This window comes from Buttiauxella sp., from assembly GCF_035271705.1.
Classification (GTDB): domain Bacteria; phylum Pseudomonadota; class Gammaproteobacteria; order Enterobacterales; family Enterobacteriaceae; genus Buttiauxella.
The window spans coordinates 1-26,499 of record NZ_DATERI010000170.1; the positions used below are offsets into that span (position 1 = coordinate 1).

General features: G+C 50.5%; 24 protein-coding genes and 1 pseudogene. 13 read left to right on the forward strand and 12 right to left on the reverse strand.

The features are described from left to right. The 7 genes from VJY99_RS15555 to VJY99_RS15585 form a co-directional block, all read right to left on the reverse strand. The coding region (locus VJY99_RS15555; RefSeq protein WP_324120040.1) for a 3-oxoacid CoA-transferase subunit A at window positions 1-451 on the reverse strand (451 nt) is incomplete at its 3' end. A gap of 2 nt (window positions 452-453) precedes the next feature. Further along, window positions 454-1,248, reverse strand: coding sequence for a cyclase family protein (locus VJY99_RS15560; protein WP_349254699.1), 795 nt, complete (start codon window positions 1,246-1,248; stop codon window positions 454-456). Beyond that, window positions 1,249-2,241, reverse strand: coding sequence for a fumarylacetoacetate hydrolase family protein (locus VJY99_RS15565; protein ID WP_324120044.1), 993 nt, complete (start codon window positions 2,239-2,241; stop codon window positions 1,249-1,251). Next, window positions 2,219-2,587, reverse strand: a complete 369-nt coding sequence (locus tag VJY99_RS15570; protein WP_324120046.1) for a Rieske (2Fe-2S) protein — start codon at window positions 2,585-2,587, stop codon at window positions 2,219-2,221. The genes VJY99_RS15565 and VJY99_RS15570 overlap by 23 nt, the downstream gene beginning before the upstream one ends. Next, on the reverse strand, window positions 2,588-3,514 hold the full coding sequence (locus VJY99_RS15575; protein ID WP_324120048.1) for a VOC family protein: 927 nt from the start codon (window positions 3,512-3,514) through the stop codon (window positions 2,588-2,590). Then, on the reverse strand, window positions 3,511-4,692 hold the full coding sequence (locus tag VJY99_RS15580; RefSeq protein ID WP_324120050.1) for an alpha/beta hydrolase family protein: 1,182 nt from the start codon (window positions 4,690-4,692) through the stop codon (window positions 3,511-3,513). Before VJY99_RS15580 ends, VJY99_RS15575 begins: the two co-directional genes overlap by 4 nt. A 175-nt stretch (window positions 4,693-4,867) precedes the next feature. Continuing rightward, window positions 4,868-5,767, reverse strand: a complete 900-nt coding sequence (locus VJY99_RS15585; RefSeq protein WP_324120052.1) for a LysR family transcriptional regulator — start codon at window positions 5,765-5,767, stop codon at window positions 4,868-4,870. A gap of 189 nt (window positions 5,768-5,956) precedes the next feature. Here VJY99_RS15585 and VJY99_RS15590 point away from each other — a divergent pair, with 189 nt between their 5' ends. Continuing rightward, window positions 5,957-7,078, forward strand: coding sequence for an FAD-dependent oxidoreductase (locus VJY99_RS15590; protein WP_324120054.1), 1,122 nt, complete (start codon window positions 5,957-5,959; stop codon window positions 7,076-7,078). A 53-nt stretch (window positions 7,079-7,131) separates the two neighbouring features. Here the strand turns inward: VJY99_RS15590 and VJY99_RS15595 are convergent, their stop codons facing one another. Continuing rightward, a complete protein-coding gene (locus VJY99_RS15595; RefSeq protein ID WP_324120056.1) occupies window positions 7,132-7,602 on the reverse strand; it encodes a MarR family winged helix-turn-helix transcriptional regulator in 471 nt (156 codons plus the stop codon). A gap of 328 nt (window positions 7,603-7,930) precedes the next feature. On the opposite strand from VJY99_RS15595, the gene VJY99_RS15600 reads away from it, so the two are divergent. The 3 genes from VJY99_RS15600 to VJY99_RS15610 all read left to right on the forward strand — a co-directional run bounded on the left by VJY99_RS15600 (window position 7,931) and on the right by VJY99_RS15610 (window position 11,587). Further along, window positions 7,931-8,884, forward strand: a complete 954-nt coding sequence (locus VJY99_RS15600) for a PDR/VanB family oxidoreductase (RefSeq protein ID WP_324120058.1) — start codon at window positions 7,931-7,933, stop codon at window positions 8,882-8,884. Window positions 8,885-8,916: 32 nt separating this feature from the next. After that, window positions 8,917-9,993: an aromatic ring-hydroxylating dioxygenase subunit alpha gene (locus VJY99_RS15605; protein ID WP_324120060.1), complete on the forward strand. Its 1,077-nt coding sequence runs from the start codon at window positions 8,917-8,919 to the stop codon at window positions 9,991-9,993. 244 nt (window positions 9,994-10,237) lie between these two features. Beyond that, window positions 10,238-11,587 carry an MFS transporter gene (locus VJY99_RS15610; protein WP_324120062.1) on the forward strand — a complete coding sequence of 450 codons (1,350 nt, stop codon included), beginning with the start codon at window positions 10,238-10,240 and terminating at the stop codon, window positions 11,585-11,587. Between the two features lie 155 nt (window positions 11,588-11,742). On the opposite strand, the gene VJY99_RS15615 is transcribed toward VJY99_RS15610, so the two are convergent. Continuing rightward, window positions 11,743-12,564 carry a helix-turn-helix domain-containing protein gene (locus VJY99_RS15615; protein WP_324120065.1) on the reverse strand — a complete coding sequence of 274 codons (822 nt, stop codon included), beginning with the start codon at window positions 12,562-12,564 and terminating at the stop codon, window positions 11,743-11,745. A gap of 213 nt (window positions 12,565-12,777) precedes the next feature. On the opposite strand from VJY99_RS15615, the gene VJY99_RS15620 reads away from it, so the two are divergent. From VJY99_RS15620 to VJY99_RS15630, 3 genes are read left to right on the forward strand one after another with little or no spacing between them, the layout of a single operon-like run. Beyond that, window positions 12,778-14,352: a sugar hydrolase gene (locus VJY99_RS15620; RefSeq protein WP_324120067.1), complete on the forward strand. Its 1,575-nt coding sequence runs from the start codon at window positions 12,778-12,780 to the stop codon at window positions 14,350-14,352. Window positions 14,353-14,376: 24 nt separating this feature from the next. After that, complete coding sequence (locus VJY99_RS15625) at window positions 14,377-15,756, forward strand: glycoside-pentoside-hexuronide (GPH):cation symporter (RefSeq protein WP_324120069.1); 1,380 nt, start codon at window positions 14,377-14,379, stop codon at window positions 15,754-15,756. Window positions 15,757-15,806: 50 nt separating this feature from the next. After that, window positions 15,807-17,390: a carbohydrate porin gene (locus VJY99_RS15630; RefSeq protein WP_324120071.1), complete on the forward strand. Its 1,584-nt coding sequence runs from the start codon at window positions 15,807-15,809 to the stop codon at window positions 17,388-17,390. A gap of 184 nt (window positions 17,391-17,574) precedes the next feature. On the opposite strand, the gene VJY99_RS15635 is transcribed toward VJY99_RS15630, so the two are convergent. Beyond that, the gene (locus VJY99_RS15635) at window positions 17,575-17,820 is read right to left on the reverse strand and encodes a hypothetical protein (RefSeq protein ID WP_324120073.1); all 246 of its coding nucleotides are present in this window, start codon (window positions 17,818-17,820) and stop codon (window positions 17,575-17,577) included. 894 nt (window positions 17,821-18,714) lie between these two features. On the opposite strand from VJY99_RS15635, the gene add reads away from it, so the two are divergent. Next, window positions 18,715-19,716 (forward strand): adenosine deaminase, encoded by a 1,002-nt coding sequence (gene add, locus VJY99_RS15640; RefSeq protein ID WP_324120075.1) that lies wholly within the window; start codon window positions 18,715-18,717, stop codon window positions 19,714-19,716. Window positions 19,717-19,745: 29 nt separating this feature from the next. On the opposite strand, the gene VJY99_RS15645 is transcribed toward add, so the two are convergent. Both VJY99_RS15645 and VJY99_RS15650 read right to left on the reverse strand, forming a co-directional pair. Next, window positions 19,746-20,744 carry a bile acid:sodium symporter family protein gene (locus VJY99_RS15645; protein ID WP_324120077.1) on the reverse strand — a complete coding sequence of 333 codons (999 nt, stop codon included), beginning with the start codon at window positions 20,742-20,744 and terminating at the stop codon, window positions 19,746-19,748. Window positions 20,745-20,825: 81 nt separating this feature from the next. Further along, window positions 20,826-21,536 (reverse strand): YnfC family lipoprotein, encoded by a 711-nt coding sequence (locus VJY99_RS15650; protein WP_324120079.1) that lies wholly within the window; start codon window positions 21,534-21,536, stop codon window positions 20,826-20,828. A gap of 234 nt (window positions 21,537-21,770) precedes the next feature. On the opposite strand from VJY99_RS15650, the gene VJY99_RS15655 reads away from it, so the two are divergent. The 5 genes and pseudogenes from VJY99_RS15655 to VJY99_RS15670 all read left to right on the forward strand — a co-directional run. Next, window positions 21,771-22,073, forward strand: coding sequence for a DUF1161 domain-containing protein (locus VJY99_RS15655; protein ID WP_324120081.1), 303 nt, complete (start codon window positions 21,771-21,773; stop codon window positions 22,071-22,073). Window positions 22,074-22,284: 211 nt separating this feature from the next. Next, a complete protein-coding gene (gene ynfE, locus VJY99_RS15660; RefSeq protein WP_324120084.1) occupies window positions 22,285-24,726 on the forward strand; it encodes a selenate/tellurate reductase subunit YnfE in 2,442 nt (813 codons plus the stop codon). Between the two features lie 10 nt (window positions 24,727-24,736). After that, a pseudogene (locus tag VJY99_RS19680) lies at window positions 24,737-24,814 on the forward strand (dimethyl sulfoxide reductase subunit B); the annotation flags it as partial. Between the two features lie 61 nt (window positions 24,815-24,875). Beyond that, the gene (gene dmsD, locus VJY99_RS15665; protein WP_324120088.1) at window positions 24,876-25,502 is read left to right on the forward strand and encodes a Tat proofreading chaperone DmsD; all 627 of its coding nucleotides are present in this window, start codon (window positions 24,876-24,878) and stop codon (window positions 25,500-25,502) included. Window positions 25,503-25,693: 191 nt separating this feature from the next. Further along, the coding region (locus tag VJY99_RS15670) for a chloride channel protein (RefSeq protein WP_324120086.1) at window positions 25,694-26,499 on the forward strand (806 nt) is incomplete at its 3' end.

The window sequence follows — 26,499 nt, forward strand, 5'->3', positions numbered from 1 at the left end:
GTATTGCAGGTTCCAGAATGTAATGGCGTGAGCCAAATTGCCGGGTTTCTTTGCCTTCTGCTACTGGTGTACCGTAGCCTGTGGCGGTGTAAAACGCGGGAATACCCGCGCCACCAGCCCGCAACTTTTCTGCAAGTGTGCCTTGAGGTGTCAGTTCAACCTCCAGATCACCACTCAGGAGTTGCTTCTCAAACAACGCGTTTTCCCCGACATAAGAGGCAATCATTTTACGAATCTGCCGGTTTTCCAGTAGCAACCCAAGACCAAAGCCGTCAATGCCACAGTTGTTAGACACTATGGTTAAGTTACGTACCTGGCGACGGTGAATTTCCGCTATCAGATTCTCAGGTATTCCACAAAGTCCAAATCCACCGGCAAGAACTGTCATGCCATCAGTTAACCCGTTCAGTGCAGCCTCATAACTGGCGACACGCTTATCCAACCCGGCCATGGTTAACCCTCCTCCACTATGGCGACAGCCCGGGTAAAACCTGCGGAGCCGCGGTGGATTTTGTAAGGGAAACAACTCACCCAGAAACCGTAATCAGGTAATTGATCGAGATTACTGAGCTTCTCCATCTGGCCATACGCAATATCGCGCCCCGCTTTATGGCCCTCCCAGATAAGCGATGCATCACCACTTTCTTGAAAACGCTCCCGAGTAAAGCTAAACGGTGCATCCCAGCTCCAGGCATCCGTTCCGACAACTCTCACACCCTGTTCCAGTAACCAGAGCGTCGCGTCACGCCCGATGCCGCAGCCACGCAGAAGATAATCTTCATGACCGTAACGCGCGCCTGCTGCGGTATTAATTAACACGATATCCAGCGGTGCGAGGGTATAACCGATTCGTAAAAGCTCATTTTTCAGGTCAGAAGTCTGAATGATTTGACCATCCGGGACATCGCGAAAATCAAGCTTCACGCCAGGTCGCAAACACCACTCGAGGGGCAACTCATCAATTCCAAAAGCAGGTTCGCCGCCGTTTGTTGTTGAACTGTAATGCCAGGGCGCATCCATATGCGTACCGTTATGCGGTGTGACCTGAAGTCGTTCAGAAGCCCAGGCTTCTTGACCCGGCATCTGGCTTTTTTCAAGTCCGGGAAACATAGCCGCCATTTCCGGCCAGCCTTGCTGGTGATCGATATATTCAATTTTTGGCAGCAGTGGTGGTGGGTCCGTCCAGGGATTGTTGTCCAGCGTTACCGAGAGATCGATGAGACGGCGACCCTGTAAAAGATTCATCAGTTACTCCTCATATTCTTCAAAAATCACTACCTGTTGTTCGATGGCACCAAACAGGGGTAAACCATCCTGAGTGCAGGCTTCCATGCGAATCTTTTCCCCTGGCTGTAAAAAGGGGGTACGAGGCTCACCATGGGCAATCATTTCCAACGCCCGGATTTCGGCAATACAGCTAGCACCTGCGATCGTATCCTGACCGGATACAGTTCCGGAACCCACCAGCGTTCCACGGCACAAGCGACGTGTCATCGCGGCATGAGCAATCAGCTCACCAAAATGAAAATGCATTTCACCACCATGTTGACGACCAAAACTCACGCTATTACGCGTAATGTTGAGTGGGAGATGCACGCGCCCTCCCCGCCATGCATCACCCAATTCATCAGGCGTCACCGCGACAGGGGCAAAAGAGGAAGATGGCTTAGCCTGAATAAACCCAAAACCCGTTTTCATTTCGCGTGGCGCTAATGCACGGAGGCTAATGTCATTAAGTTGCAGAATAAGCCGAATATGACTGAGTGCCTGCTGCGCACCGCAACCTTGAGGGACCTCATCAACCAGTACGGCAAACTCGCCTTCAAAATCGAGCCCGTCATCAGAATTTCGACAGGGAATATCCTCATGAGGCGCCAGAAAGTCATCACCGCAGCCCTGATACATCAACGGAATACACTCAACACCTTCGATAGGCGGTAAATTAAACGCCTGTTGCATCCGCTCGCCATGGCTTAGAAATGCGGAGCCATCCAGCCACTGCCATGCGCGGGGCAGTGGTGCTAATAGCCGTTTCGCATCAAACGGTTGTGCAGCAGGCCAGTTATTATCGTTAAGTGCCTGGTATCGAGCATCCAACGCTGGACTGACGATATCCCAATGCTCAATTGCGTATTGAAGTGTGCCGGCAATGTCATCGACATCAGCCATGGTCTGCAAATCCCGGGACACGACAACTAGCTGACCATCCCGTTCACCATTATTTCGCGTTGCCAGTTTCATGCTTGTTACTCTCTGTCAGAATCAGCCATCCCTGAGCGTCGATATGGCCGTTTAGTTCAGTGAGACGTTGCCCCAGACAAGCACCATGAATACACAGGCCACTGTCGGGTTCGAAAATTGCCCCATGAGCAAAGCACACCAGCTTGTCGCCAGCAGGATTCATAAACCCATCCTGCCGCCAGTTCATCGGTGTCCCAAGATGTGGGCAAGAGTTGCGCCACAGAAAGATTTCCCCTCTGAAGCGCAACGCAATCACCGTGACCTGACCGCAATTCTCAGGGTCGAAACCACGTGCTTGCCCCTCCCACAAACTGTCCGCAAGACATAACGGAATGGATTGGCTCATTTAGGCGTGCGCATCGTCAGGGCCTGGTGCCCACTTTTCGCGAGATGTCAGAAGGAAATATTGCGAATTATCAGCACCAGGCATGGATTCACGCGGTTTCCAGTCGTCATCGTGTAGATCCATATCGGCGTCATACTCAATGTGGCAACCAAATGGGCTATTGAAATACCAGAACCAGTTTGATCCCAACTGATGGCGACCAGGCCCCCAGAAAGATTGATAACCTTTTTGAATAAAGCGTGTGCCCGCCATCATCAGCTCGGTTGGCCCTCCGAGATGGAAGGTGAAATGTTCAATACCCGTCATAAAAGGTGGAGCCTGAATCAGGAACAATGTGTGATGATCAAGCGTGCCACCTGGGCGTAAAAATGGGCCAACGTGGGTAAATCGGTCTGTGCAGACAAAGCCCAGTCGGCTATAAAACGCCTCAGCTCGGGCGGCATCGGGCACAAAATAGACCACATGGGATAAAGAACGTGGTTGTGCACTCATCCGTTCACTGGCACCGGTATGGTTTATCGGGCGGCAGTATTCATCGCCCGGAGCATTGACCTTTTCTGCGGTAAGCGAAATGGCTTTACGCTGTGTGATGCGAAACCCAAGAGCAAAACCCATATCATCAAAGCAATGTAAGACTCCGTCATCATCAACACTGACTTCACGGTCTTTACGCAATTCCGTTGCAATATTTTCAAGCGTTACTTCATCTGCTACGCCATAAACTGTTTCGCGTAGCTGACTGCCACTTTCAATTGCTGCGGGCAGTGACGCATCATTACGCTCGCGCAGGACAATACCTGTGCCATCCAGCGCCGAGTAATAATGATTACTCTCTTCCTGTAAGCCGTAATCCAGCAGAAATTGGCGGCAACCTTCTACGTCATCAACACCAAAAACCAGATAATCTGGGCCAATAATTTTCATCATTTACTCCTCTTTTCATCATGTGAGGCCAGTTGACCACCGAGGACTTCAGCTACCCAGTCGGCGATGTAATGACCCGCATTAATGGAGTTATCAAAGCTTGAGTGTTGAACGCCACCTTCCCTCTGGGTGAAAATTTTCAGTTCACGCCGCGGGCTATTCACCAGTTGTTCATAAGTTCGTTGCGCCCATTTCACAGGGATCTGCGAATCTTTTTCTCCGTGAGTCACAAGGAATGGCACGGTAATGCGGTCAAGGATGCCGTCGAGGTGAACGTTTTGCGCAATACGCATAAAATCGTCAATATTCTCTCCTCCCCAGACCCAGCGCACATGTTCCCAATAATGCGGCACCGGGAAACTGCCCTCTTTTTCAAGGCGGCGCTTTTGTACATCTCTCCAGTCATGGTTAGCACCCCAGACGACGCCACAAGCAAAACGCGGCTCGAATGCCACAGCTCGCGGACAGTAATATCCACCCAATGAAACACCTTCCATACCGATGCGGTTGGGGTCGACTTCTGGGTGCAACTCCAACCAGTCAACGATGCGTGAAGCCCAGTGCTCACTGTCGTACCGGGCTTTCATATCGTATAAACGCAATGCTTCACCCGTTCCGGGTTGATCTACAATCAGCGATGAGACACCACGTTTTGCCAGCCACTGTGGCAGGCCGACGAGATATTTAAGCTCTTTCGTTGAGTCCAACCCATTCACCTGGACTAGCAAAGGCGCTTTGGAGACATTGCCCTCAGCTCGGACATATAAAGCTGAAAGAAACTTTCCCTCGTATTGGATCTCGACGCGTTGGCAATTGGCTTCGCTGTATCGGCAGCCAAGAGAAAATACCTCCAGAAAGCGTTGATATAGCGCTTTGCGTCCAGGAGAACCCTGCGACTGAAGACGTTCACAAGTGAGGTAGTAATTGGCAGCCCGTAGATACTTTTCACCAGCAGAAAAAAGATGACCACGTGCTTCATCTTCCTGGGCTAGCGCACAAAGTTTATCGGCCATTTTCGACCAGGTTTCCCGAAATGCGCGGGTACCCTGTTCATCGGGAGCCTCTGAAGCGGCCATTAAAGGGGCGCACATCTCCTCAATTTCACCGAGGCGCGCACCCATTTCGATGGACAGGTCCACCGAAAGATTCCAGACATAGTTGTTAGGGAAATAGCGAAACATATTTTTATCCTTCAACGGTCAATCGCATGTATCAGAAACGACTCTGTACATGTCGTTCTGTACGACAGCCACTCTCACATACAGAAGACAGCTGCGACTAATCACGTGTCAGGATGCCAGGTATCAGAGACGCCGATACCTGGTTACGCCCGCAAACTGGGGCGTGGGAGGGAAATCAGATGGCGCAGGCCACAATTTTTTCTTTCAGCCAGGAAAAGATCGGGTCGGTATTCATACTACGATGCCAACCGATAAATTCGCGCATGACAGGCAAATCCACCGGAACGGGGTAAATTCGCAGCGGCAATAACATGGCGTACTGTGCGGCAAGCCGTCGGTGCATGGTGGCGATGCGACTGGTCCCCAATAACAACATTGGCAAAGAATGATAGCTATGTGCCACCACTTCAAGACGACGACTCAGCCCCGCTTCCGAAAACAAGTTTTGCTCAAGACCTGGTCGCCTTTCACGGCCAAAAGCCACCGAAATGTGACCAAGGCGTTTCCAGTCGTCAAGTGTCAGGGTATGTCCTATTTCAGGGTTTTCATCCCACACCACACAGACAAACTGTTCTTCAAACAGAAGCTCTGATGGCTGCTCTGCAACCATAAATCGCTCAGGTGCGATCATAATATCCAACTCACCGCTGTTAAGCATGCCGGAGGCTTGATGGTCAGGCGCAATGAACTCAAAGGTGATATTAGGAGCGTGCTGATGCACACCGCGTAATACATCTTTAAGCATGATGTTTATCACATAATCGGAGGCCATAATGCGAAAGTGACGCTTGCTGGTAGCAGGTTCATCAATTGGACGACGCGCAATTGAAGTCTGAATTTTGAAGAGGATCTCACGAACCGGGTGCTGTAACTCCATGGCTAAAGGCGTGGGCATCATTTTCCGACCCACTTGGGTCAGGAGGTCATCATCAAAATAGTTGCGCAGGCGATTGAGGACCCCACTGGTTGCAGACTGGGTCATATGTAATCGCCCTGCGGCACGGGTAATATTTTGTTCGTCGAGTAAAACTTCGAGTGCGACTAATAAATTGAGATCGAGGTGCTGATAGCGCATTTTGACAACCCTAATGATAATGATGCCTCTATCCTAGATCGACACATTAACTTATTGGCAACCTTTAATTAACTTGCATGCAACTAATATCTTTTTTTGCGATAGCGATCATCTTGCTTCGTGATTAGTCCCTTCTGACAAACCTACTTACGCTCAATAACTACTTATGCACTAAAAAGAGAAAAATGCATGGCTATCAAAAAAGTTCTTGTCGTGGGTGGTGGGATCGGTGGTTTGTGTTCGGCTATCGCCCTGAGGCGAGTGGGTATCGAAGTGGATCTTGTTGAAATTCAGCCAAGCTGGCGGGTGTACGGTGTTGGCATCATCCAGCAAAACAACGTTGTGCGTGAAATGCAGCGCCTGGGTGTACTGGAGCGTTACCTTGATGCTGCCTGGCCGTTTGACAGTGTTTCAATCCACACACTAGATGGAAAACAGCTCGCTAAATTCCCGGGGCAGCGCCTCGCTGGTGAAGCGTTCCCAGCGAATGTGGGTATCTCGCGTCTGGCGTTACATCAGGTTCTTTGCGATACCGCTAAAGAACTGGGAACACAGATTACAACCGGGCAAACCGTAGCATCGCTTACCCAGGATGAGAATGCCGTGCAGGTAACGTTTAGCGATGGCACATCCGGTGAATACGATCTCCTTATTGGCGCTGATGGTGTTTATTCCAAGATGCGCCAATTCATTTATGGTGATCGTTATCAGCCTCGCTTTACCGGGCAAGGGGTCTGGCGATATAACTTTCCAAGACCTGCACAGGTCGACCATCTGATGTGTTTTGCCAACAAGGATTTTAATTGTGGTCTGGTTCCGCTGGCAGAAAATCTGATGTATCTGTTCGTGACTTCCAGTGAACCCGATAATCCTCATATTGCCCATCATGAACTGGCACAACAAATGCGAAATCGGATGCCAAACAGTGAAGGACTCATTGGTGAATTACGCGAGCAAATTACTCATAACGAAGAAGTTGTTTATAAACCGCTGGAAGAGTTATTCGTTGATGCCCCTTGGTATAGCAATCGAGTGGTATTGATTGGTGACGCTGTTCACGCAACCACTCCCCATTTGGGCCAGGGTGCGGGTATGGCTATTGAAGATGCCATAGTGCTGGCGGAAGAATTGCAGCACAGCAATCAGGTCACACACGCATTAGAGCAGTTTTATCTTCGCCGCCGTGACCGATGCCACCGAATCTGGCAAGACTCACTGCGCGTAGGTGAAAGCGAAATCCACCATGACGCTCAGTTTGATCGTCAAGCCGTCATACGAGACATGATTACCTTCACTGCTCAACAAGTTTAATTGCGCTCTACCAGGCCAACACGGGTTGGCCTGTTCCGTACTCAAGCGTCGGGTCAAGCATCGACTGGATCGTAATCGTTCACGTTGGATACCTGGGAATGCAAGCGGCCCAACAACTCGATAAGGGTGTCCACTTCTGAAGCAGAAAGCCCACTGAGCAGACGTCGCTCTCGTTCCAGTGCAACCTTCAACACTCGACCATGTAACGCTTTTCCGCTGTCAGTCAGGCTGACGGTGTTGCGTCGTGCATCCTTTGAATCCACCTGGCTACTTATGTGCCCCGCCACTTCAAGGGACTGCAGTGAACGGCTGACCGCACTCTTGTCGAGCCCGATCGTCTGACAAATTCGATTGGCGGTGATGTCATTTTCCACGGCGAGCATCGAGAGCATTCGCCACTCGACAACACCGATACCGAAATGCTTGCGATAGCACTGTGAGGCCCCAGCAGAGAGCTTGTTGGACAGGAAATTCAGTAGTGCCGGGACGTAACGAGCCAGGTTCAGTTGGGATTCTGTGGACATTGAGCAAACACCTTGAATTAGAGATCTGTTTAACATTTGTTAAATGTTTGTTGAATATTTGCGCTGCATTCGTTGACACCGCAACTAAATGATACGAGTATTTCTACACCGAATGACAAGTGCGATGACCTGCATGATATGCCGTCGCTCTGTCACATGAAAATAATTATAAGGACTTGGTCATGAACACTTTCAATGTCATCCCATTAGCCTTGCTCAACAAGCAAACGATCGCTCCCCACATGCCTGCGACCGGCTGACTCGTCTCAATCTAACGCTCTCACTCAAGCATTTTTTCAGCAGCCATTTAAGTCTGGAGGGACAAGTCATGCTTAAAGTCAACGTCACCCGCAAAGCACAAGAAGCCGAAGGCATCTGCAGTTTCGAATTATGTGCTGTAGACGGCGGCGCACTACCGGCCTTCAAGGCAGGTGCCCACATCGACATTCATATTGCCGATGGCCTCACCCGGCAGTATTCCTTGTGCAACGATCCCCTGGAGCGCCATCGCTACCTTATCAGTGTGCTCAAGGACCCGATTTCCCGTGGTGGATCCAGGGCCATGCACGAGCAGATACGGTCAGGACAAACGCTGTCTATCAGCCCTCCGCGCAACCTTTTCCCGCTTGAACGCTCAGCCAACCGACATCTGCTGTTCGGCGGTGGTATCGGCATCACGCCTATGCTGGCCATGGCTTATGAGCTTTCACATCAAGGGGCCGATTTCGAGTTGCACTACTGCTTTCGATCAAGTGAACGTGCGGCGTTCGTTGCGATGCTGGCTCAAACGCCTTTCGCCGGTCGCATAAAGTTTCATGACGACAGTGGCGCTCAAGTACAGAAGCTGGATGCGTCGGCCGTGCTGGCAGTACCCGACGCTGACACCCATCTCTATGTCTGTGGGCCGGCCGGTTTCATGAACTACATCCTCGATGCTGCGCAGAATGCTGGCTGGCCCCAGGACCGCGTACATAAGGAATTCTTCACCGCAGGCCCTGTCGATGACAACACCAATGTTCCCTTCGAAGTTGAACTGGCGAGCAGTGGCCAGGTATTTCAGATTCCTGCCGAACGCACCGTGTTCGAAGTGCTCGATGAGGCTGGCATAGAGATCGAGTCATCCTGCGAGCAAGGCGTCTGTGGCACCTGCATAACCCGCGTACTCGAAGGTACCCCAGAACATCGGGACAAGTTCCTGACCGTGGCCGAACACGCCGCAAACAACTGTTTTACCCCCTGCTGCTCGCGCGCCAAATCATCGCGCCTCGTTCTTGATTTGTGAACCCAAACAACAACATCAATATGGAGAACACCATGAACACATCTGCCTGCCAAACTCTTGGAGTAGACATTTCGGCGCCTGCCTTACCTAGCTTCCCCCTCAACCAGTGGTACGTCGCAGCCCTGGGATGGGAGTTGAAGGACAAACCCGTCGGCCGGACATTACTCAACAAGCCCATCGTACTGTTCCGTAAAGCTAACGGCGAGGTCGCAGCGCTAGAAGACCGCTGCTGCCATAGAGCGCTTCCACTGTCGAACGGCACGCTAGAAGAATCCGGTATTCGGTGTGGTTACCATGGCCTTGTTTTCGATGAGCTTGGGAAGTGCATCGAAATCCCGGGCCAGGACAAGATACCGAGCAAAGCCAAAGTGCCCGCCTATCACGTGCGTGAGCAGGACCAGATCGTCTGGATATGGTTTGGCAGTGAGGCTCAAGCGGAACCGAATTGTGAACCGCCGACCTACCCTGTTCACAGCAGTGGTAAGTACCTGTTCGACGGTAACGTGTATCACTACAACGCACCTTATCAGTTAATCCACGACAACCTCATGGACCTGAGTCATCTGGGTTATGTCCACCTGCGCACCATCGGCGGCAATGCCAACATCCATATGAATGCTCAGATGAATGTCGAAAGTGAAGGCGACGTCGTGCGTGTCGTGCGCCACATGCCGGACTCAGTTCCCCCCCCAACTTACACGGCCGCTTATCCGTTCAAAGGCACCGTGGACCGTTGGCAGGAAATCGAATTTCACGTCAGTCATCTGCGTATCTGGACCGGTGCGGTCGATGCCGGTACCGATGCCCTGGATGACCCCGATCGCGGTGGCTTCCATATGCGCGGATTCCACGGGGTAACACCAGAAACCGAAACCACCAGTCACTACTTCTGGACCATGGCCACCAATCCCGAAAGCTCTCCCGAAGCCATCAAGGCCAAGGTTGTTGAGCAAACGGTAATGACCTTCGATGAAGACAAGGTAATTATCGAAGCCCAGTTCCAGAACATGTGCCGGTTTGGTGCGAAACCGCTTATCGATATACACGTCGATGTCGGTGCCAATCGCGCCCGCCGAATCATTGAGCAGCTTCGCCAATCCACTTTTTGAGCACACGGTGCACGTACCGCTGGATGTACGTGCGCATTTTGGTCCGGATGCGTTGTTCAAACCCTTGAAACCAAACACATGGCTGCAGGGAATTTGCGGCGGCAAAGACCGCATTATGCATGCTACACAAACCAAAAAAACGAAGGTATAGACATGTACAAACTGTATCCCCAGGATAACGAGGCAGCTTCAGCCGCACGTCGTTCACTCCCCCTCCCGACCTACAACTTCGGAGACTGATCCCATGAGCCATTCGATCGGACAACAGCTGGACGAAAAACCTATGGTCAGTTTCCAGTGGGGCGTGATTGCGCTCTGCTTTCTGATCAACATGCTAGATGGTTTCGATGTATTGGTGATGGCATTCACCGCCGCCTCTATTTCCGCCGACTGGAGCCTCAGCGGCATTCACCTTGGTTACCTGCTCAGCGCAGGGCTGGTCGGAATGGCGATCGGTTCGTTGTTTATCGCCCCTTGGGCTGACCGCTTCGGGCGACGCCCGCTCATCCTGCTATGTGTTGGCATCGCCGGGCTCGGCATGTTGGCATCATCCAGGGCGACGTCCCCCGAGATGTTGGGCGTGCTGCGTTTGATAACGGGACTCGGTATCGGTGGCATCCTGGCAAGTAGCTACGTCGTTGCTGGGGAGTATGCAAACAAGAAGTGGCGCGGTCTGGCTATTAGCCTGCAATCCACGGCCTATGCGCTGGGGGCAACAATAGGGGGCATAATCGCTGCGCAGATCATCCCTTCCATGGGGTGGCGGTCGGTGTTCTTGTACGGTGGCATAACAACGCTGTTAATCCTTCCGCTCCTCGCACTCTGGTTACCCGAGTCCCTGGCTTTCCTGCTGTCTCGCCAACCCCGGAATGCGCTGAAGCGTATCAATAATCTGTTGCAACGCGTCGCGATTGCTTCCGTCAAACAATTGCCCGAGGTGCGCCAGGATGCCCGAAAACCGCTAAAAGCCACCTTCGCCGAGCTCTTCTCACCCACCCTGCTCCGTTCAACCTTGCTCATCTGGATAGCCTTCTTCCTGGTGATGTTCGGTTTCTACTTCGTCATGAGCTGGACGCCAAGGCTGCTGGTTTCAGCTGGCCTGTCGAACCAACAGGGGATCACCGGTGGTGTACTGCTCAACGTCGGCGGCATTCTCGGCACATCGCTGATTGGCTTGCTGGCATCGCGCTTCCGTCTGTCTCTGGTGCTGATGGCCTACCTTTTGGTCAACGCGGTGCTCCTGGCCGTCTTCGTACAATTCACTACCCTACCGAACCTGGCCTTCGCCCTGGTGCTGCTCATCGGAATCTTTGTTAACGGTTGTGTTGCGGGGCTTTATGCCCTAACACCGACCATCTACAACACCACCCAGCGCGTCACTGGCATGGGATGGGGAATTGGCATCGGCCGAGCCGGCGCGATTCTCTCGCCATTGGTGGCTGGCCGATTGATTGATGCACACTGGCAACCTGCTGACCTTTATCTGCTATTTGCCCTGTCATTCGTCTTCGCAGCCATCGTCGTCTGGTTTTTGAAACCGCAGCGACTCCTCACCCGGAGTACCACCTCCAGTGCCCAATCTGGTGAAGCATAAGAACAAGACCCGGATAAATCGGCCTTGTTGATCATTTCCGAGACAAAGCGGCCTGGGTACAGGCCGCTTTCATGACTTAACCGATCTACTGCCAAGCGCGGGCAGACCCAGCCCTGTCATCCTATATAGGACTTTTACACCTGCCAGTACTTCCTCTATTCCACCAGTTTACGCTCCGCACTGGGCGTCACACCAAAAACCTTCTTGTATGAAGTTGTGAAATGATTACTGTTGGTAAAGCCGCACAAGAAAGCCACTTCAGTTACCGTCATATCTGTCTCTCTAAGCTTTACGCGTGCTGAAACCAGACGCAAACGTCGAAGGTAATTTTCCGGGGTCAGTCCGGTGACTTCTTTGATATGGCGAAAAGTGGTGCGCTGCGTCAGATGAAATTGGTTCGCCAGTTGCTGCCAGTCAATTTCGCTAAAACAGTTTTCCTGCAAATGACTCAGCAGTTTATGAAGCTTATAGCGTGTGTTGCTGTATTCAGCCTGTGATTGAGCATAAAGAATGCTGGTCACTAAATTAAAAAAAAGTGACTCTTTTAATGCCTGATTAGCGGGTAAATACATATCTTCAAGAAAAATCTCACCGATTAATCGTTTGCAATGCGCTTTTGTTTCAGGCGTAAGCCAGCCATAATTAGCCGCATTATTCCCTGCAATAGTGGTCAACAAATCTTCAATTTTGGTGAGATAAACAAACTCCGCCCTCGGATTAATTAAAATATTGATGAGTTTTAATGTGCCCAATTCGTCGTAAAAATGAACATCATTTTCGCAAATAAAAAATACATCACCCTGCTGGATAAAAATCGGCTTCCCGTTAATGACATGCAAGCCATGGCCTTCCTCAACAATCACCAGTTCCTGAAAGCTGTGGCTATGTACGCAGTTATTATCTTCCGGGTCGCTGCTATAAAGAGAAAGCTTTGTTTGCTCATTGGGAAAATAGTGACTGACTTCTAGTTTATTCATCGTAACGCTCACGTCTAACCAACCTGTCTGCACTTGCAATCAAAATAAAACACCCCAGCAAAAATAACGACCCAAATGTTACAGTTTGTGATCCTCAACATCAGCACCCCACTGAAAATGCCAAGTCCTAACAATTACTGGCAACCAGAGAATAGCAGGCATAAAGGCTCCCACCCTAAACTCCGGTCATTGCTTCATCATTAAGGACACAACATGTCACAGGCATTGCAGCAAAATGGCCACCTGAAGATGGTTCGCCATCCACAAATTCTGGCCAAAGCGCAGGCGCTTATTCCCGAACTCTATCATCAGGACATTTTCCCGCAGGTGATTATCAACGCGCAGCAAGATAGCCTGCAAATTCACGGTTGGCGTGCGGATGTGGTGAACACAGCGGCTGAATTCCATCAACGAGACTTCGCCCAGGGAGAGCACGTCATTATAGATTTTGGTCAGCATTGCGTAGGTTATCTGGAGTTTGCCTGTGAATCAGTGGGCAGCCCCCCTGATGCGCCTGCCCATTTGCAATTTATCTTTGGCGAAACGCTCGCTGAAGTGGTGGAACCCTTTTCTGACTACAGCGGCTGGTTGAGCAGCAGTTGGCTGCAACAACAAGATTGCTATCTGGACGAACTGCCGAATCGTATGCGTCTGCCGCGCCGTTATTGCTGCCGATATCTGCGCATTAACGTGGTGGCACTTTCACGCAAATTCCAACTGCGTTTTACCGCGTTAAAACTGGACACCGTTACCTCCGCGTCGCTTGCGGCACTTCCCCCCAGCACCACTGCCGACCAACAGCTAAAGCGCATTGATGACGTTGCGGTGCACACCTTGAAAAACTGCATGCACGACGTGTTTGAAGATGGTCCAAAACGCGACCGCCGTCTGTGGCTCGGGGATTTGCGCCTTCAGGCGTTGGTGAATGATGTCACCGTCAAAAATTACGACCTGGTAAAACGCTGTCTTTATCTGTTTGCCGCAATGACACGGGAAGACGGCATGGTCTCAGCCAATATTTTCGTCAAGCCGCAGGTGATTGCTGATGATACTTTCCTGTTCGATTACGCGCTGTTTTTTGTCGATGTACTGCAAGAGTATGTGGCGGTGACTAATGACAGCGAAACGTTGGCCGAGCTTTGGCCCGTTGCATGGCGGCAAATCGAGCTGGCCCTTGAGCGTGTTGCGCAAAACGGTATCGTGCGTGACAGCAGCGACTGGTGGTCATTCATAGATTGGCACGAGGACCTCAACAAACAGGCGGCATCCCAGGGGGTGCTCATCTACTGCCTGAATAAAGCGTTACCGCTTGCTCGCCTACACGACCCGGTGAAAATCCATTTTCTGGAGCATGAAATTTCACGTCTGAAAGCGGCGGCACTGCACGAACTGTGGGACCCGCAAAGCGGCTTTTTCACCAGTGGCGAATCCCGGCAAATATCCTGTGCCTCACAAGTCTGGCTGGTGTTGGCCGATGTCGGCACACCCGAAAGCCAGCAACAGCTATTAGCTCGGATAAAAAGTCACCCACCAGAAATTCAGATGAACACGCCCTACATGATGCATCATTACGTCGCGGCGCTGTTGCATACGAATGAGTTAGAGCAAGCCACTCAAGAGATTAAACGTTACTGGGGTGCCATGGTGGAATACGGAGCCGATACCTTCTGGGAACTTTTCGACCCAAAGAGGCCTGATTTTTCACCTTATGGCAGCAAACTCATCAACAGCTATTGCCACGCCTGGAGCTGTACTCCTTCGTGGTTCATTAGAAAATACCTATTGTAAAACAACAACGTCGAGAACCTACTTATGTCTACCTCAACTCTATGGCGGCAACGCTTCGGCTACGGTATTGCAGACTTGTCCTGCAACCTCGTGTGGCAAATGATCTCGTTGTACCTGATGTACTTTTATACTGATGTGATGGGGCTACCCGCCTATTACGTTGGCCTGATGTTCCTCGTGGCACGTTTGGTGGATGGCGTGGCAGATGTGCTAATGGGGTTGGTGATTGATAACACCAGCACCCGCTGGGGTCGCTGCCGCCCATACTTACTCATTGGCGCAGTGCCGTTCGGTTTACTGTGTGTGCTGGCGTTCTACGTGCCGGACTTTGGCACCACTGGCCGACTCATTTACGCCTTTATCACCTATTTGTGCCTGTCGTTCCTTTATACCATTGTCAATATCCCGTTTTGCGCGATGCTGCCTTTCCTGACCAGTGAGTCAAAAGAGCGCACCACGCTTTCAACGGTGCGTATTTTGCTGGGTTCTCTGGGTTCGACGATCGTTGCGGTCGCCACTTTACCTCTGGTAAAAACACTCGGTCAGGGCAATCAGGAGCACGGTTTTTTATATACCGCGATAGTCTTTGGCGTGATTGCCACCTTCTTTTTGCTGATTAGTTTTCGCAATGTAGAAGAGAAAATTAATATCACTTCAGAGCCGATGACGTTAAAACGTGCCTGGACAAGTCTGCGTAATAATCCACCATGGATTGTGTTTGCGACGAATATTTTCCTGATGTGGGGTGCCTTTTTCTTCCAGACGGGTGCATTGGTTTACTTCTTTAATTACTACGTCGGAAATACCGAATTAACAGCACTCATTGCCGGAATATCCACTTTCGTTCCGTTATTAGGCACGCTGACCGTACCATTGCTGGCAAAACGAATGAAAAAACGCCACGTCTATCTTGTCGCTTCAACTATCAATTTAGTCGGTATGGCGGTGATGATATTTTCTGATGTTAACGTTATGGGTCTGGTAGCCGGTGCCGTTATTCTATCTTTAGGTGCTGGGCAACGTACCGCCATTTATTTCTCGATGCAGGCCGACCCGGTCGATTACGGTGTCTGGAAAACCGGTATTAATACTGCGGGAATATTGACCTCTATAAACGGTTTCTTTGGAAAAGTGGCGATGGCAGGGGCGGGTGCAATTACTGGGATTATGCTTTCCGCGGGCGGCTATGTTGCCAACCATGCACAAAGTGCCGACGCATTATTCGCCATTAAAGCCTGTTACCTCTATATCCCCGCGGCATTAATAGTCGCCTCGATGCTGTGGATGGGGAAATTTTACCGACTCGATGATCACTACGAAAAAATACGTGCAGATTTAGATGCAGGTATTAGTGGGACGCCTTCAGATCCTGCATTTAATTTAAATAAGAGTCGCGCGATGTAATCAGGAAGTTTGATTAAAAAATACCTCTGGTTTTTATAAGGAATAAATTAATGCGTATCACAAAGATTAGCGCAGGGGTTCTCTGCGCACTTTTTGGGCTGGGCTATTACTCCGCAGCACAGGCTTCAACCCCATTATCAATAGAACAAAGGTTGGCATTGCTGGAGTCGAGATTAAATCTGGCCGAACAAGAAGCAAGTGAGGCAAAGCTGCGGGCAGATAAAGCAGAAAAGCGGACAATAGCCGCCGAACAACAGCTTGCCCAGGTAACACATAAACAAGAAAAACAAACACAACAAATCGAAACTGTTGAAAAAAACAAACGTGATGATGGCTTTGAGTTTTCCGCTTATGCCCGTTCAGGTTTGCTTATTGATGAGCATGGGAAAGGAGGTCGCGGCGGGCCTGGAGTTTCACCGGCTAGCTCATTAAATGGTGACGCGCATGTAGGCCGTCTCGGCAATGAAAAGGATAATTACGTCGAATTAAGCTTTAATAAAAAAATGAGTTTTGATGACGGCTCATGGGCACATTTCAAAACCATGCTTGCTGATGGATCTAATAACCCTGACCCATGGGTTCAGGATAATGACAGCCACCATATCAACATTCGCCAGATTTATGTCGAAATGGGTGATTTACCGAGCTTTGGTGGTGTCGCGGAACACGCGACGTTATGGGCCGGTAAACGTTTTGACCGCGATAATTTCGACATTCACTTTACGGACAGCGACATTATGTTCCTCGGTGGTACAGGAGCAGGAATAAATGATGTGCAATGGACGAATAATCTCAAAACAGATTTTAACGTTTATGGCCGTAATTTTGGTGATCTTGGCAGCGATAATTACAACGACAATGACATTCAAAACCTGATGTTTACCGCCAATAACTTCTACAACAACTGGCAGTTGATGTTTACCGGCATGACAGCACAGGGAAATGATGACTTAAAAGATAATACCTCAACGACCGGAAGCTACGCTTTACGCAGCGATAATACCGCTAAAAATGGCTATTACGCGATGCTGGCTTACCATGATAAGTCCGAGTTCTATGGTCTGGCCCCTGGTGTTTCCGAAACTGCACTGCAGTATGGTGGTGGATTGGGTGCTGAAGCACGCCAACCTGGCAGCGACGGGGATTTAACCGAGAATGCAAAATCCTTACGCTTTGCCTCTTACGGAATTATACCGGTAAGTAAAAACTGGGAACTCGCTCCATCGGTAATTGCACAGCATAGCGAGGACCGTTATCGCAACGGCGATCGTTATGATTGGGCGACATTTAACCTACGCGCTTCGCAGGCACTTACGCAAAACTTTGCCTTACTCTACGAAGCCTCCTGGCAATACATGGATTTAGACCCTAATGGTCGAACCTATTCTTCGGACGGTTCAATTCATGATTATCAGGACGTACAAGGTAATTTTTATAAGCTGACCTTTGCACCAACATTTAAAGTCGGCAATGTATTCGATATTAAAGCACGCCCCGAAATTCGTTTATTTGCCACCTACATGAACTGGTCAAAAGAACTGGATCATTACGCGCTTAACGACGATTTCGGCAGCACCGGATTCACTGCTGGAGGAAACTGGAACTTCGGCGTTCAGTCAGAGATTTGGTTCTAATTCATAATACAGCAACCGCTGCCAGGGGAAGCCTTTCCCCTGGCACATCACTTCACGTTTGAATCATCACTGCTAATCGGAACGCCACTGCCCGGAATTTTTTGTATAACGTCTAGCACGCTTAGAAGTTCTCAGTATGCCAGGAGCGGTCATCACGGGTCTGCGGGCTTACCCTCTTGCTCTATCAATATTTGATATCACGGGCTTTATCACGACCATCTTGTTTATTTTCGCGGTGATCCTGGCGGCAATCAGCATTACCGACAACACCTTCCCGGCAATCTTGTTTAATGTCGCGCGACACCTGGCGAGTCCCCTGCTTGACATCACGGGCAACTTGACGCTGTTCTCCCTGCACGGTGGCGGCTTGTGCAGGTATTGCGGCTATCAGAGTAGCGGCGGTAAGCAGCATCAATACAGACTTCTTCATGGTAAACCCTCAAAATAAAGCGCATCACTATGGCGCACGTGGATTATATACATAGTGAGCGCGACCGTTTAGATCATCGTGCTGGGGTTATTGCCCTGACAGACAGTATCCCTGCACTCTATAAGTGATTTATATCACGCTTAACATGTCGATAATCTGCATGACTGACATGGCCATCGAGATACGCGCCAAACAATTAGAGATCCCGTATATACACCCAAAAAACCATCAATTACCCTTTGTTGAGAAGTAAAGCGATCCGATAAATCGCTAGACATTTTTATCCTGATTGTTATCCCGGCACCTGTGTGCCGGTTTTTTTTATTGTCCTTTTCTGACCAGAGCAGCTGCATCTCGGTTAGCATTTTTCCCGATGACATTACCCGTCACGCGCCTCTGCCGCTCCAGCTCATCGACAATACTGTCACGATTGATGACCTTTCCGTCTGCTATAAGCGTCACCACTGCCACTCCGATAGCCAAGCCAATGAGATGATCACGATCCTCCCTACTCTGCATAACCCACCCGCAAGCTGATTAAATTTTGTACAATTAAAACTAGCACATAGCCGTCTCGCTTGCATTTTTAAAAATAAAACCCATTAAATAACATAACGATATGCATAGATCATCCATCAACCCGACGCACCATTCACCAAAACAGTGAAGCTCTTTTAACAACGGTGATGGATTCCCTCACGAGGCTAAAAGGTCTGCACTCGAAGAAAATTGACTCCATTTTTCTATCAATGACACAAATTCTGCACACGAAGGAGATCACTAAAATCAGCATCAATATAAAAAATTGTTTTTTAAAACAAATGTGAAGATTTCGCACTGTCAGTGCATAACATTTATAATCTATCGCACTTAAATCTATAAAAGAGTGCGACCATGATTGATACCACCTTGCCGTTAACCGATTTGCACCGCCATCTTGATGGTAATATTCGTGCACAAACTATCCTCGATCTAGGCCGCCAGTTTAATTTGCCGCTCCCGGCTGATTCTCTTGAAGCACTTCGCCCTCATGTACAAGTCGTGGAAACCGCGCCTGACTTGGTCAGTTTCTTGCAAAAACTCGACTGGGGCGTGAAAGTCCTGGCCTCTCTTGATGCCTGCCGCCGTGTGGCGTGGGAAAATATTGAAGATGCGGCGCGCAACGGCCTGCATTATGTGGAGCTGCGCTTCTCACCGGGATACATGGCGATGACGCATAACTTGCCGGTCGCCGGTGTCGTAGAAGCGGTGATTGAAGGTGTTCGCCAGGGCTGCCGCGATTTTGGTGTCGAGGCACGTTTGATTGGTATTATGAGCCGTACGTTTGGTGAAGCGGCTTGTGAAGCGGAGTTGGATGCCCTGCTAACTCATCGTGACAACATTACCGCCCTTGACCTTGCAGGTGATGAACTGGGTTTCCCAGGAAGTTTGTTCCTGAACCACTTTAACCGTGCGCGTGATGCCGGATGGCATATCACTGTTCACGCGGGCGAGGCGGCAGGTCCTGAGAGTATTTGGCAGGCGATTCGTGAACTGGGTGCAGAGCGTATCGGCCATGGTGTCAAAGCCGTTGAAGACCCTGCGCTAATGGACTTTCTGGCTGAACACGGCATCGGTATTGAATCCTGCCTGACATCCAATATTCAAACCAGCACCGTGGCATCTTTGGATAAGCATCCGTTGATTACCTTCCTGAATAAAGGTGTGCTGGCGACCATTAATACCGATGATCCGGCAGTCCAGGGTATCGATATTATCCATGAATATACGGTAGCCGCCCCGCAAGCGGGTTTGAGCGCGGCACACATCCGTACCGCGCAAGAGAATGGTTTGAAAATTGCCTTCCTGAGTGAAGCGGAAAAGCAGGCGCTGATCGCTAAAGTTCGCGCGGCTTAAACATGTTCACCCTTCATTAAACGCTTGAGTCAGGAGACTGACTCAAGCGCTCTCTTTTCCTTCGCCGTTTTGCGTGCATAACGCTGTGCCAGCACCGCACAGACCATCAATTGCACCTGATGGAATATCATCAGCGGCAGCACCATCATCCCCACAGCACTGGCTGGGAACAACACGTTTGCCATCGGCACACCGTTCGCGAGGCTCTTCTTCGAGCCGCAGAACACAATGGTGATTTCATCCGCAGTGTTAAAACCCATTAATCGCGCAATCCAGGTATTGAAAACCAATACAATGGCCAGTAACACAATCGAGCAGCCCAAAACGGCTAACAAAGCAGTGCCATTAACCTGCTGCCAAATGCCTTCTACCACCGCTTCGCTGAATGCCACATACACCACCAGCAGAATGGATGACCGGTCCGTCATGCTAATCAATTTTTTATGTTTATCGACCCAGCGGCCAATCAGTGGACGCGACAAATGCCCCACCACGAACGGCACCATCAGTTGCAGAATGATTTTGCCAATCGCATGCAGCGTGTCAGTCGTGCCTTCCTGGGTATTCATTAGTGCACCCACTAATATCGGTGACAGGAAAATACCTAAAATGCTGGATGCGGAGGCACTACACACCGCCGCGGCAACATTTCCACCCGCGACCGAAGTGAAGGCGATTGCCGACTGCACCGTCGCCGGCAACGCGCAAAGATACAAGAAGCCCATGTACAACGGTTGATTAAGGATAGAAGGCGAAAGAAAAGCCATCGCCAGCCCCAACAGTGGAAAGAGCGCGAAGGTGCTGAGCAAAACCACAAGGTGGAGTTTCCAGTGCCCCATGCCTGCCACAATCGCATCTCGGGAAAGTTTTGCCCCGTGCATGAAAAACAGCAAGGCAATCGCTGCTGTGGTCAGGTATTCAAATGCCGTTTTTACCGTGCCTTCACAGGGAAAGAGCGAAGCCACGACCACCACAGCTATCATGATCAGCAAAAAAGTATCAATTTTCAGACGTTGCAACCCATTCATCCGGCTTCCTTCAACACGTGGCGATAACTTTACTTTGAATCAAACTTGCCGAACTGGCGAACCCGTTCAAGAAGTTCGGTATCAATAGTAATTGATGTCATTTTTGATGGTGTACGTTTCAACCTTGGCCGGTTTAGCGCTTTGATCGGCGATGTTCAACACGCATTCCTGCGGATTGAAATGACTGTCATAGTCACAGGTTTGTTTGATAGTCGCGATGGATTTGCCATTCAGCGTACTTTCAGAGGTGTAATCGAGTTTTTTCTTGAGGTCACTGCCCATTTTCGCGGTAATGACCAGAGTTTCATCATGCGACTTACTGGTTTTACCTAACGGGTAACCGTCAGCATCATAGCGATAGACTACCGATGTCTTTTCACCGTGCGCGGCAACAACAAAGCCTTTATCGTCGGTATCATAAGTGACAGCCGCCTGGGGTAATTCCGCCAGTTGGCATTTACCCTGCAGTTTGACGCGTCTTTCATTGGTTTGGGCATCAATATAAAAGTTAGCATTCAGCACCAGTGTGGCGCCGGTATTATTTTCCAGGTCATGAAATTCAAGCTCGTTAAAACACCCATCTTCCGACACCAGCCCGACCACACGTTTAATCACCTCACCCTTCTGATTGATGAGTGTTTGGGTGAAATCTTTTACCGGCCCACGTAAAGGATCGAAGTCGAACTCATTGGAGAAACTTGCCATTTCTGGCGTGTAAGGGAGCGTCTTATTCTGATTGTCACACCCTGCAACAGAGGCTGCAAGCGCACAGAGGATAATGATTTTCTTCACGTAAGTCCTTTCCCCGACTTGAAATATTATATCCCCATTAGCATTCGAGTTGCAGGTAGGCGGCCAGGACGAAAGTCCCCAGGCGCTTACTTGAGTAAGTGACTGGGGCGAGCATCTGCGGCCAACACCCCTGCGGCTTGAAGGATGATGGGTATCAACATGATATAAGCAAATACAACACTTTACACTACAGGTACTATTCTTATACAACATCCCCAACATAAGGAAGAGATGATGAAACACTCGATTTGGCTGGGTGCATGTCTGTTAATCGCAACCGCTCCGGTACTCGCCGCTCAGACGTCATGTGATACCGTTAAGGCCGACATCCAGCAAAAAATCATTAATAACGGTGTCCCGGAATCGGGATTCAGTTTAACGATTGTGCCCAATGACCAGTCCGATAAACCGGATGCACAGGTCGTGGGGCACTGTGCTAATGATACTCAGAAAATACTGTATATGCGTACCAGCAGTGGTAACTCTCCCGCAAGCGATGGAAATACTCAAGACGGCACACCTGGTGAGCCTCAGTAGTCATTCATACGGGGTGCCATCGCCCCGTTTTATCTCACTCATCCCTTCAATAACGTTCATTCAAACGTTCATTCAAAAGTACGCCCTAACTTTGACGCGTGTTAACAACACCGTCTCCTAAATGAGTAAAACTCATTTCAGTCGATAATATTTGCTGGTTAAGCAATGTTCCGGACTTCCAACCAAGAAATAACCTATCAAGGAGTGAGTTATGTCGAACCTGTGTTGCCCGGAGGGTATTACCCGTCGAAATTTGATGAAAACCAGTGCCATCAGCGGGCTGGCTCTGGCTGTGAGTGGTCTCTCCCTGCCCTTTGGTTTGCGTGCCGCCGCCACAGCACCAGGCGCTGCGGTTAACCCGTCAGCAGACGATAAAGTGGTCTGGGGTGCCTGCTCCGTAAACTGCGGTAGTCGCTGTGCGCTGCGTTTACATGTGCGTGATAATGAAGTCACTTGGGTGGAAACCGATAACACGGGCGATGATGTCTACGGCAATCATCAGGTTCGCGCTTGCCTGCGTGGCCGTTCGATTCGCCGCCGGATTAACCACCCTGAGCGCCTGAACTACCCGATGAAGCGTGTGGGTAAACGTGGTGAAGGGAAATTCGAGCGAATCTCATGGGATGAAGCGCTGGATGCCATCACTAAAAGCTTGAAAGGCACGGTGGAAAAATACGGCAACGAAGCGGTATACATTAATTACAGTTCGGGGATTGTCGGCGGTAACATCACGCGTTCCTCACCTAACGCATCGTTGGTTGCTCGCCTGATGAACAGCTACGGTGGATATCTTAGCCAGTATGGCACCTACAGCACCGCTCAAATTGCCTGCGCAATGCCTTATACCTATGGCACCAATGACGGCAACAGCACTTCAGATATCGAAAACAGTAAACTGGTGGTGTTGTTTGGCAACAATCCTGCCGAAACCCGCATGAGCGGCGGCGGTATCACTTATTATCTGGAACAAGCGCGCGAGCGTTCCAATGCGCGAATGATTGTTATCGACCCTCGGTATACGGATACCGCAGCCGGGCGCGAAGATGAGTGGCTCCCGATTCGCCCAGGAACCGATGCCGCATTGGTTGCGGGTATCGCCCATGTTTTGATTAGTGAAAATCTCGTTGACCAGCCATTCCTCGATAAATATTGCGTCGGTTACGATGAGAAAACGCTACCGGAAGGCGCGCCCGTCAACGGTCATTACAAAGCTTATATTCAAGGTCTGGGTGACGATGGCGTGGAAAAATCCCCGCTTTGGGCGTCAGCGATTACCGGTATTCCGGTGGATAAAATCATTAAGCTTGCCCGTGAAATTGGCAGTACCAAACCGGCGTACATCGCTCAGGGTTGGGGGCCGCAACGCCAGGCCAACGGTGAACTGACTTCACGCGCCATCGCTATGCTGCCGATTCTGACCGGAAACGTGGGGATTAATGGCGGTAACAGCGGCGCACGCGAATCAACTTACACCATCACCATTGAGCGCATGCCGGTGCTGGTAAACCCAGTGAAAACGCAAATTTCCTGCTTCAGTTGGACCGATGCCATTGCACGCGGCCCGGAATTGACAGCCAAACGGGATGGTGTGCGAGGGAAAGATAAGCTCGACGTGCCGATTAAGTTCATCTGGAACTACGCGGGTAATACCCTTACCAACCAGCATTCCGACATCAACAAAACTCACGACATTCTGCAAGATGACAGCCAGTGCGAGATGATTGTGGTCATCGAGAATTTCATGACCTCTTCGGCAAAGTACGCTGACATCCTGCTACCCGACTTAATGACGGTCGAACAAGAGGACATTATCCCCAACGATTCCGCCGGGAATATGGGATATCTGATCTTCATGCAGCCTGCCACCGAAGCGAAATTTGAACGCAAGCCGATTTACTGGATTACCAGTGAAGTGGCTCGTCGTTTGGGGCCGGATATCCACCAGAAATTTACCGAAGGCCGGACTCAGGAACAGTGGCTGCAGTTTTTGTACGCAAAAATGCGAGTAAAAGACCCGCAATTACCGTCGTATGAAGAGCTACGCGCAATGGGGATTTATAAACGTAAAGATCCGAATGGCCATTTTGTCGCATACAAAGCTTTCCGCACCGATCCCGATGCGAACCCATTAAAAACGCCTTCTGGAAAAATCGAAATCTACTCCAGCAAACTGGCAGAAATTGCCGCAAGTTGGGAGTTAGAAAAAGACGAAACCATCAGCCCACTGCCCGTGTATGCCTCCACCTTTGACGGTTGGGATGCCCCGGATCGCAGCACTTATCCGCTGCAACTGTTTGGCTTCCATTACAAAGCGCGTACCCACTCAAGCTACGGCAACATTGATGTGCTCAAAGCCGCGTGCCGTCAGGAAGTGTGGATTAACCCGATAGACGCCGAGGCGCGCGGTATCGCCAGTGGTGATAGGGTGCGAGTGTTTAATGGTCGCGGCGAGTTGCGCATCCTGGCGAAGGTGACACCACGCATCATGCCGGGTGTCACCGCTATGGGCCAGGGAGCATGGCACGAAGCCAATATGAGTGGCGACCGTGTCGACAACGGTTCATGTATCAACACGCTAACCACTCATCGACCCTCACCGTTGGCGAAAGGCAACCCGCAACATACCAATCTGGTGGAAATCCAAAAGGCGTAAGGGATTGCGGCTGACAACCCAATACGGTTGTTATCTTGATTCCAGTCGTTGCACCGGCTGCAAAACCAGCGAACGGGCTTCCATTGACGAGTTGCGTCAAAAATTGATACAAAATGCGCGGGTTTACTCGCGCCACAAGGAAAAGAATGATGTCTCAAACTACGCAAAGACTGGCGACTATCGCCCTGACAGGAAGAGTACTGGGCGCGCTGTATTATCAGGCTCCCACCAGCCAGGATGTCGCCACACTTTACACCACACTTGAAGACCCTGAATGGGTAAAACAATGGCCAGTACAGCATGAAGAATTGGCGGTAATTGCCCAACAAATGGCCGATGGATTTAGCTATTCACAAGAGTCGCTGAGCGAAGCCTGGCAACGCTTGTTTATTGGCCCTTACGCATTACCGGCCTCGCCGTGGGGCTCGGTTTATCTGGATAAAGAAAATGTGCTGTTTGGTGACTCGATGCTGGAGTTGCGCCAGTGGATGCGTGAGAACGACATCGCCAACGAGCAAGAAAGTAACGAACCTGATGACCACATCGGGTTGTTGTTGATGCTGGCAGCATGGCTTGCAGAAGAAGGCTTAGTGCAAAAAGTGGACGAACTGCTCGCCTGGCATATTCTGCCGTGGAGCGGGCGTTTTCTGGAGTTGTTTATCGCCAATGCCCAACATCCGTTCTATCAGGCATTAGGGGAATTGACCCAAAGCACCCTCGCCGAGTGGCGCAAAGAGATGCTGATTCCAGTTGCCAATAAAGAGCTTTATTTCTAAGAGTCTGAGAGCGGTGGATGACGCTTGCGCTTATCCACCCTACCACTGCTGCCAAACACTCTACATACCCAAAATAATTCGAGTTGCACAAAGGCGACAAAACCGAAAGTCCCCAGGGGCATAGTAGACTATGTGGCTGAGGCGTTCGGGCGCAGTCAACGCATCTGCAACTTGAAGTATGAAGGATAGATATGCACCGCTTACACCACTTCCCTGACATGAAAGGCATGCTACGGCGGCTAATATTTGCCGTCTGGATTGGCATCGCCTCAGCGATAGTGGTCTGGCTGTTTCGCCAGTCGATGTATCTTCTTGAAGGCCTGTTTTTGGGCGACCACAGCGGCAGCCTGGTCGCGGCGGCGGCAGCATTACCGCCCTGGCGTAGGCTGCTCACCCCTGCCCTCGGCGGGTTACTTGCCGGGACGCTGCTTTGGGTATGGCAGCGCGCCACACGCCAGCGCCCTTCGGCACCAACCGACTATATGGAAGCGATTGAAACCGGTGACGGCCGCTTAGATGTTTCCGCCAGTCTGGTCAAATCGGCCGCCTCTCTGATTGTGGTTGCAAGCGGCAGCGCAATTGGCCGTGAAGGGGCGATGGTGCTGCTGGCAACCGTTTTTGCCTCCGTATTCGCGCAGCGTTTCTCACATTCAGATGAATGGAAGTTGTGGGTCGCCTGTGGTGCGGCCGCTGGGATGGCAAGCGCCTATCATGCTCCGCTGGCGGGCAGCTTGTTTATCGCAGAGATTCTGTTTGGCACCCTGATGCTTGCCTCACTTGGCCCCGTGGTGATTGCCGCCGTCTGTGCCTTGCTGATGACACACTTGTTAAACGACGAACAAACGCTGCTCTATACCGTCCGCGCACTCAACGCCCCGCAATTAGTTCAATATATTCTGATGGCGTCACTCGGGCTGCTGGCGGGTCTTGCCGGGCCGTTGTTTCTCTGGCTAATGGCGCAAAGCAGCAAATTGTTCCAGCGTTTGCAGTTAACCCC

Bases quoted from the DNA above. Each gene is read 5' to 3' on its own strand.
- VJY99_RS15565 (WP_324120044.1), bottom strand. From the start codon at position 2,241: ATGAAACTGGCAACGCGAAATAATGGTGAACGGGATGGTCAGCTAGTT.
- VJY99_RS15570 (WP_324120046.1), bottom strand. From the start codon at position 2,587: ATGAGCCAATCCATTCCGTTATGTCTTGCGGACAGTTTGTGGGAGGGG.
- VJY99_RS15575 (WP_324120048.1), bottom strand. From the start codon at position 3,514: ATGATGAAAATTATTGGCCCAGATTATCTGGTTTTTGGTGTTGATGAC.
- VJY99_RS15580 (WP_324120050.1), bottom strand. From the start codon at position 4,692: ATGTTTCGCTATTTCCCTAACAACTATGTCTGGAATCTTTCGGTGGAC.
- VJY99_RS15585 (WP_324120052.1), bottom strand. From the start codon at position 5,767: ATGCGCTATCAGCACCTCGATCTCAATTTATTAGTCGCACTCGAAGTT.
- VJY99_RS15590 (WP_324120054.1), top strand. From the start codon at position 5,957: ATGGCTATCAAAAAAGTTCTTGTCGTGGGTGGTGGGATCGGTGGTTTG.
- VJY99_RS15595 (WP_324120056.1), bottom strand. From the start codon at position 7,602: ATGTCCACAGAATCCCAACTGAACCTGGCTCGTTACGTCCCGGCACTA.
- VJY99_RS15600 (WP_324120058.1), top strand. From the start codon at position 7,931: ATGCTTAAAGTCAACGTCACCCGCAAAGCACAAGAAGCCGAAGGCATC.
- VJY99_RS15605 (WP_324120060.1), top strand. From the start codon at position 8,917: ATGAACACATCTGCCTGCCAAACTCTTGGAGTAGACATTTCGGCGCCT.
- VJY99_RS15610 (WP_324120062.1), top strand. From the start codon at position 10,238: ATGAGCCATTCGATCGGACAACAGCTGGACGAAAAACCTATGGTCAGT.
- VJY99_RS15615 (WP_324120065.1), bottom strand. From the start codon at position 12,564: ATGAATAAACTAGAAGTCAGTCACTATTTTCCCAATGAGCAAACAAAG.
- VJY99_RS15620 (WP_324120067.1), top strand. From the start codon at position 12,778: ATGTCACAGGCATTGCAGCAAAATGGCCACCTGAAGATGGTTCGCCAT.
- VJY99_RS15625 (WP_324120069.1), top strand. From the start codon at position 14,377: ATGTCTACCTCAACTCTATGGCGGCAACGCTTCGGCTACGGTATTGCA.
- VJY99_RS15630 (WP_324120071.1), top strand. From the start codon at position 15,807: ATGCGTATCACAAAGATTAGCGCAGGGGTTCTCTGCGCACTTTTTGGG.
- VJY99_RS15635 (WP_324120073.1), bottom strand. From the start codon at position 17,820: ATGAAGAAGTCTGTATTGATGCTGCTTACCGCCGCTACTCTGATAGCC.
- add (WP_324120075.1), top strand. From the start codon at position 18,715: ATGATTGATACCACCTTGCCGTTAACCGATTTGCACCGCCATCTTGAT.
- VJY99_RS15645 (WP_324120077.1), bottom strand. From the start codon at position 20,744: ATGAATGGGTTGCAACGTCTGAAAATTGATACTTTTTTGCTGATCATG.
- VJY99_RS15655 (WP_324120081.1), top strand. From the start codon at position 21,771: ATGAAACACTCGATTTGGCTGGGTGCATGTCTGTTAATCGCAACCGCT.
- ynfE (WP_324120084.1), top strand. From the start codon at position 22,285: ATGTCGAACCTGTGTTGCCCGGAGGGTATTACCCGTCGAAATTTGATG.
- dmsD (WP_324120088.1), top strand. From the start codon at position 24,876: ATGTCTCAAACTACGCAAAGACTGGCGACTATCGCCCTGACAGGAAGA.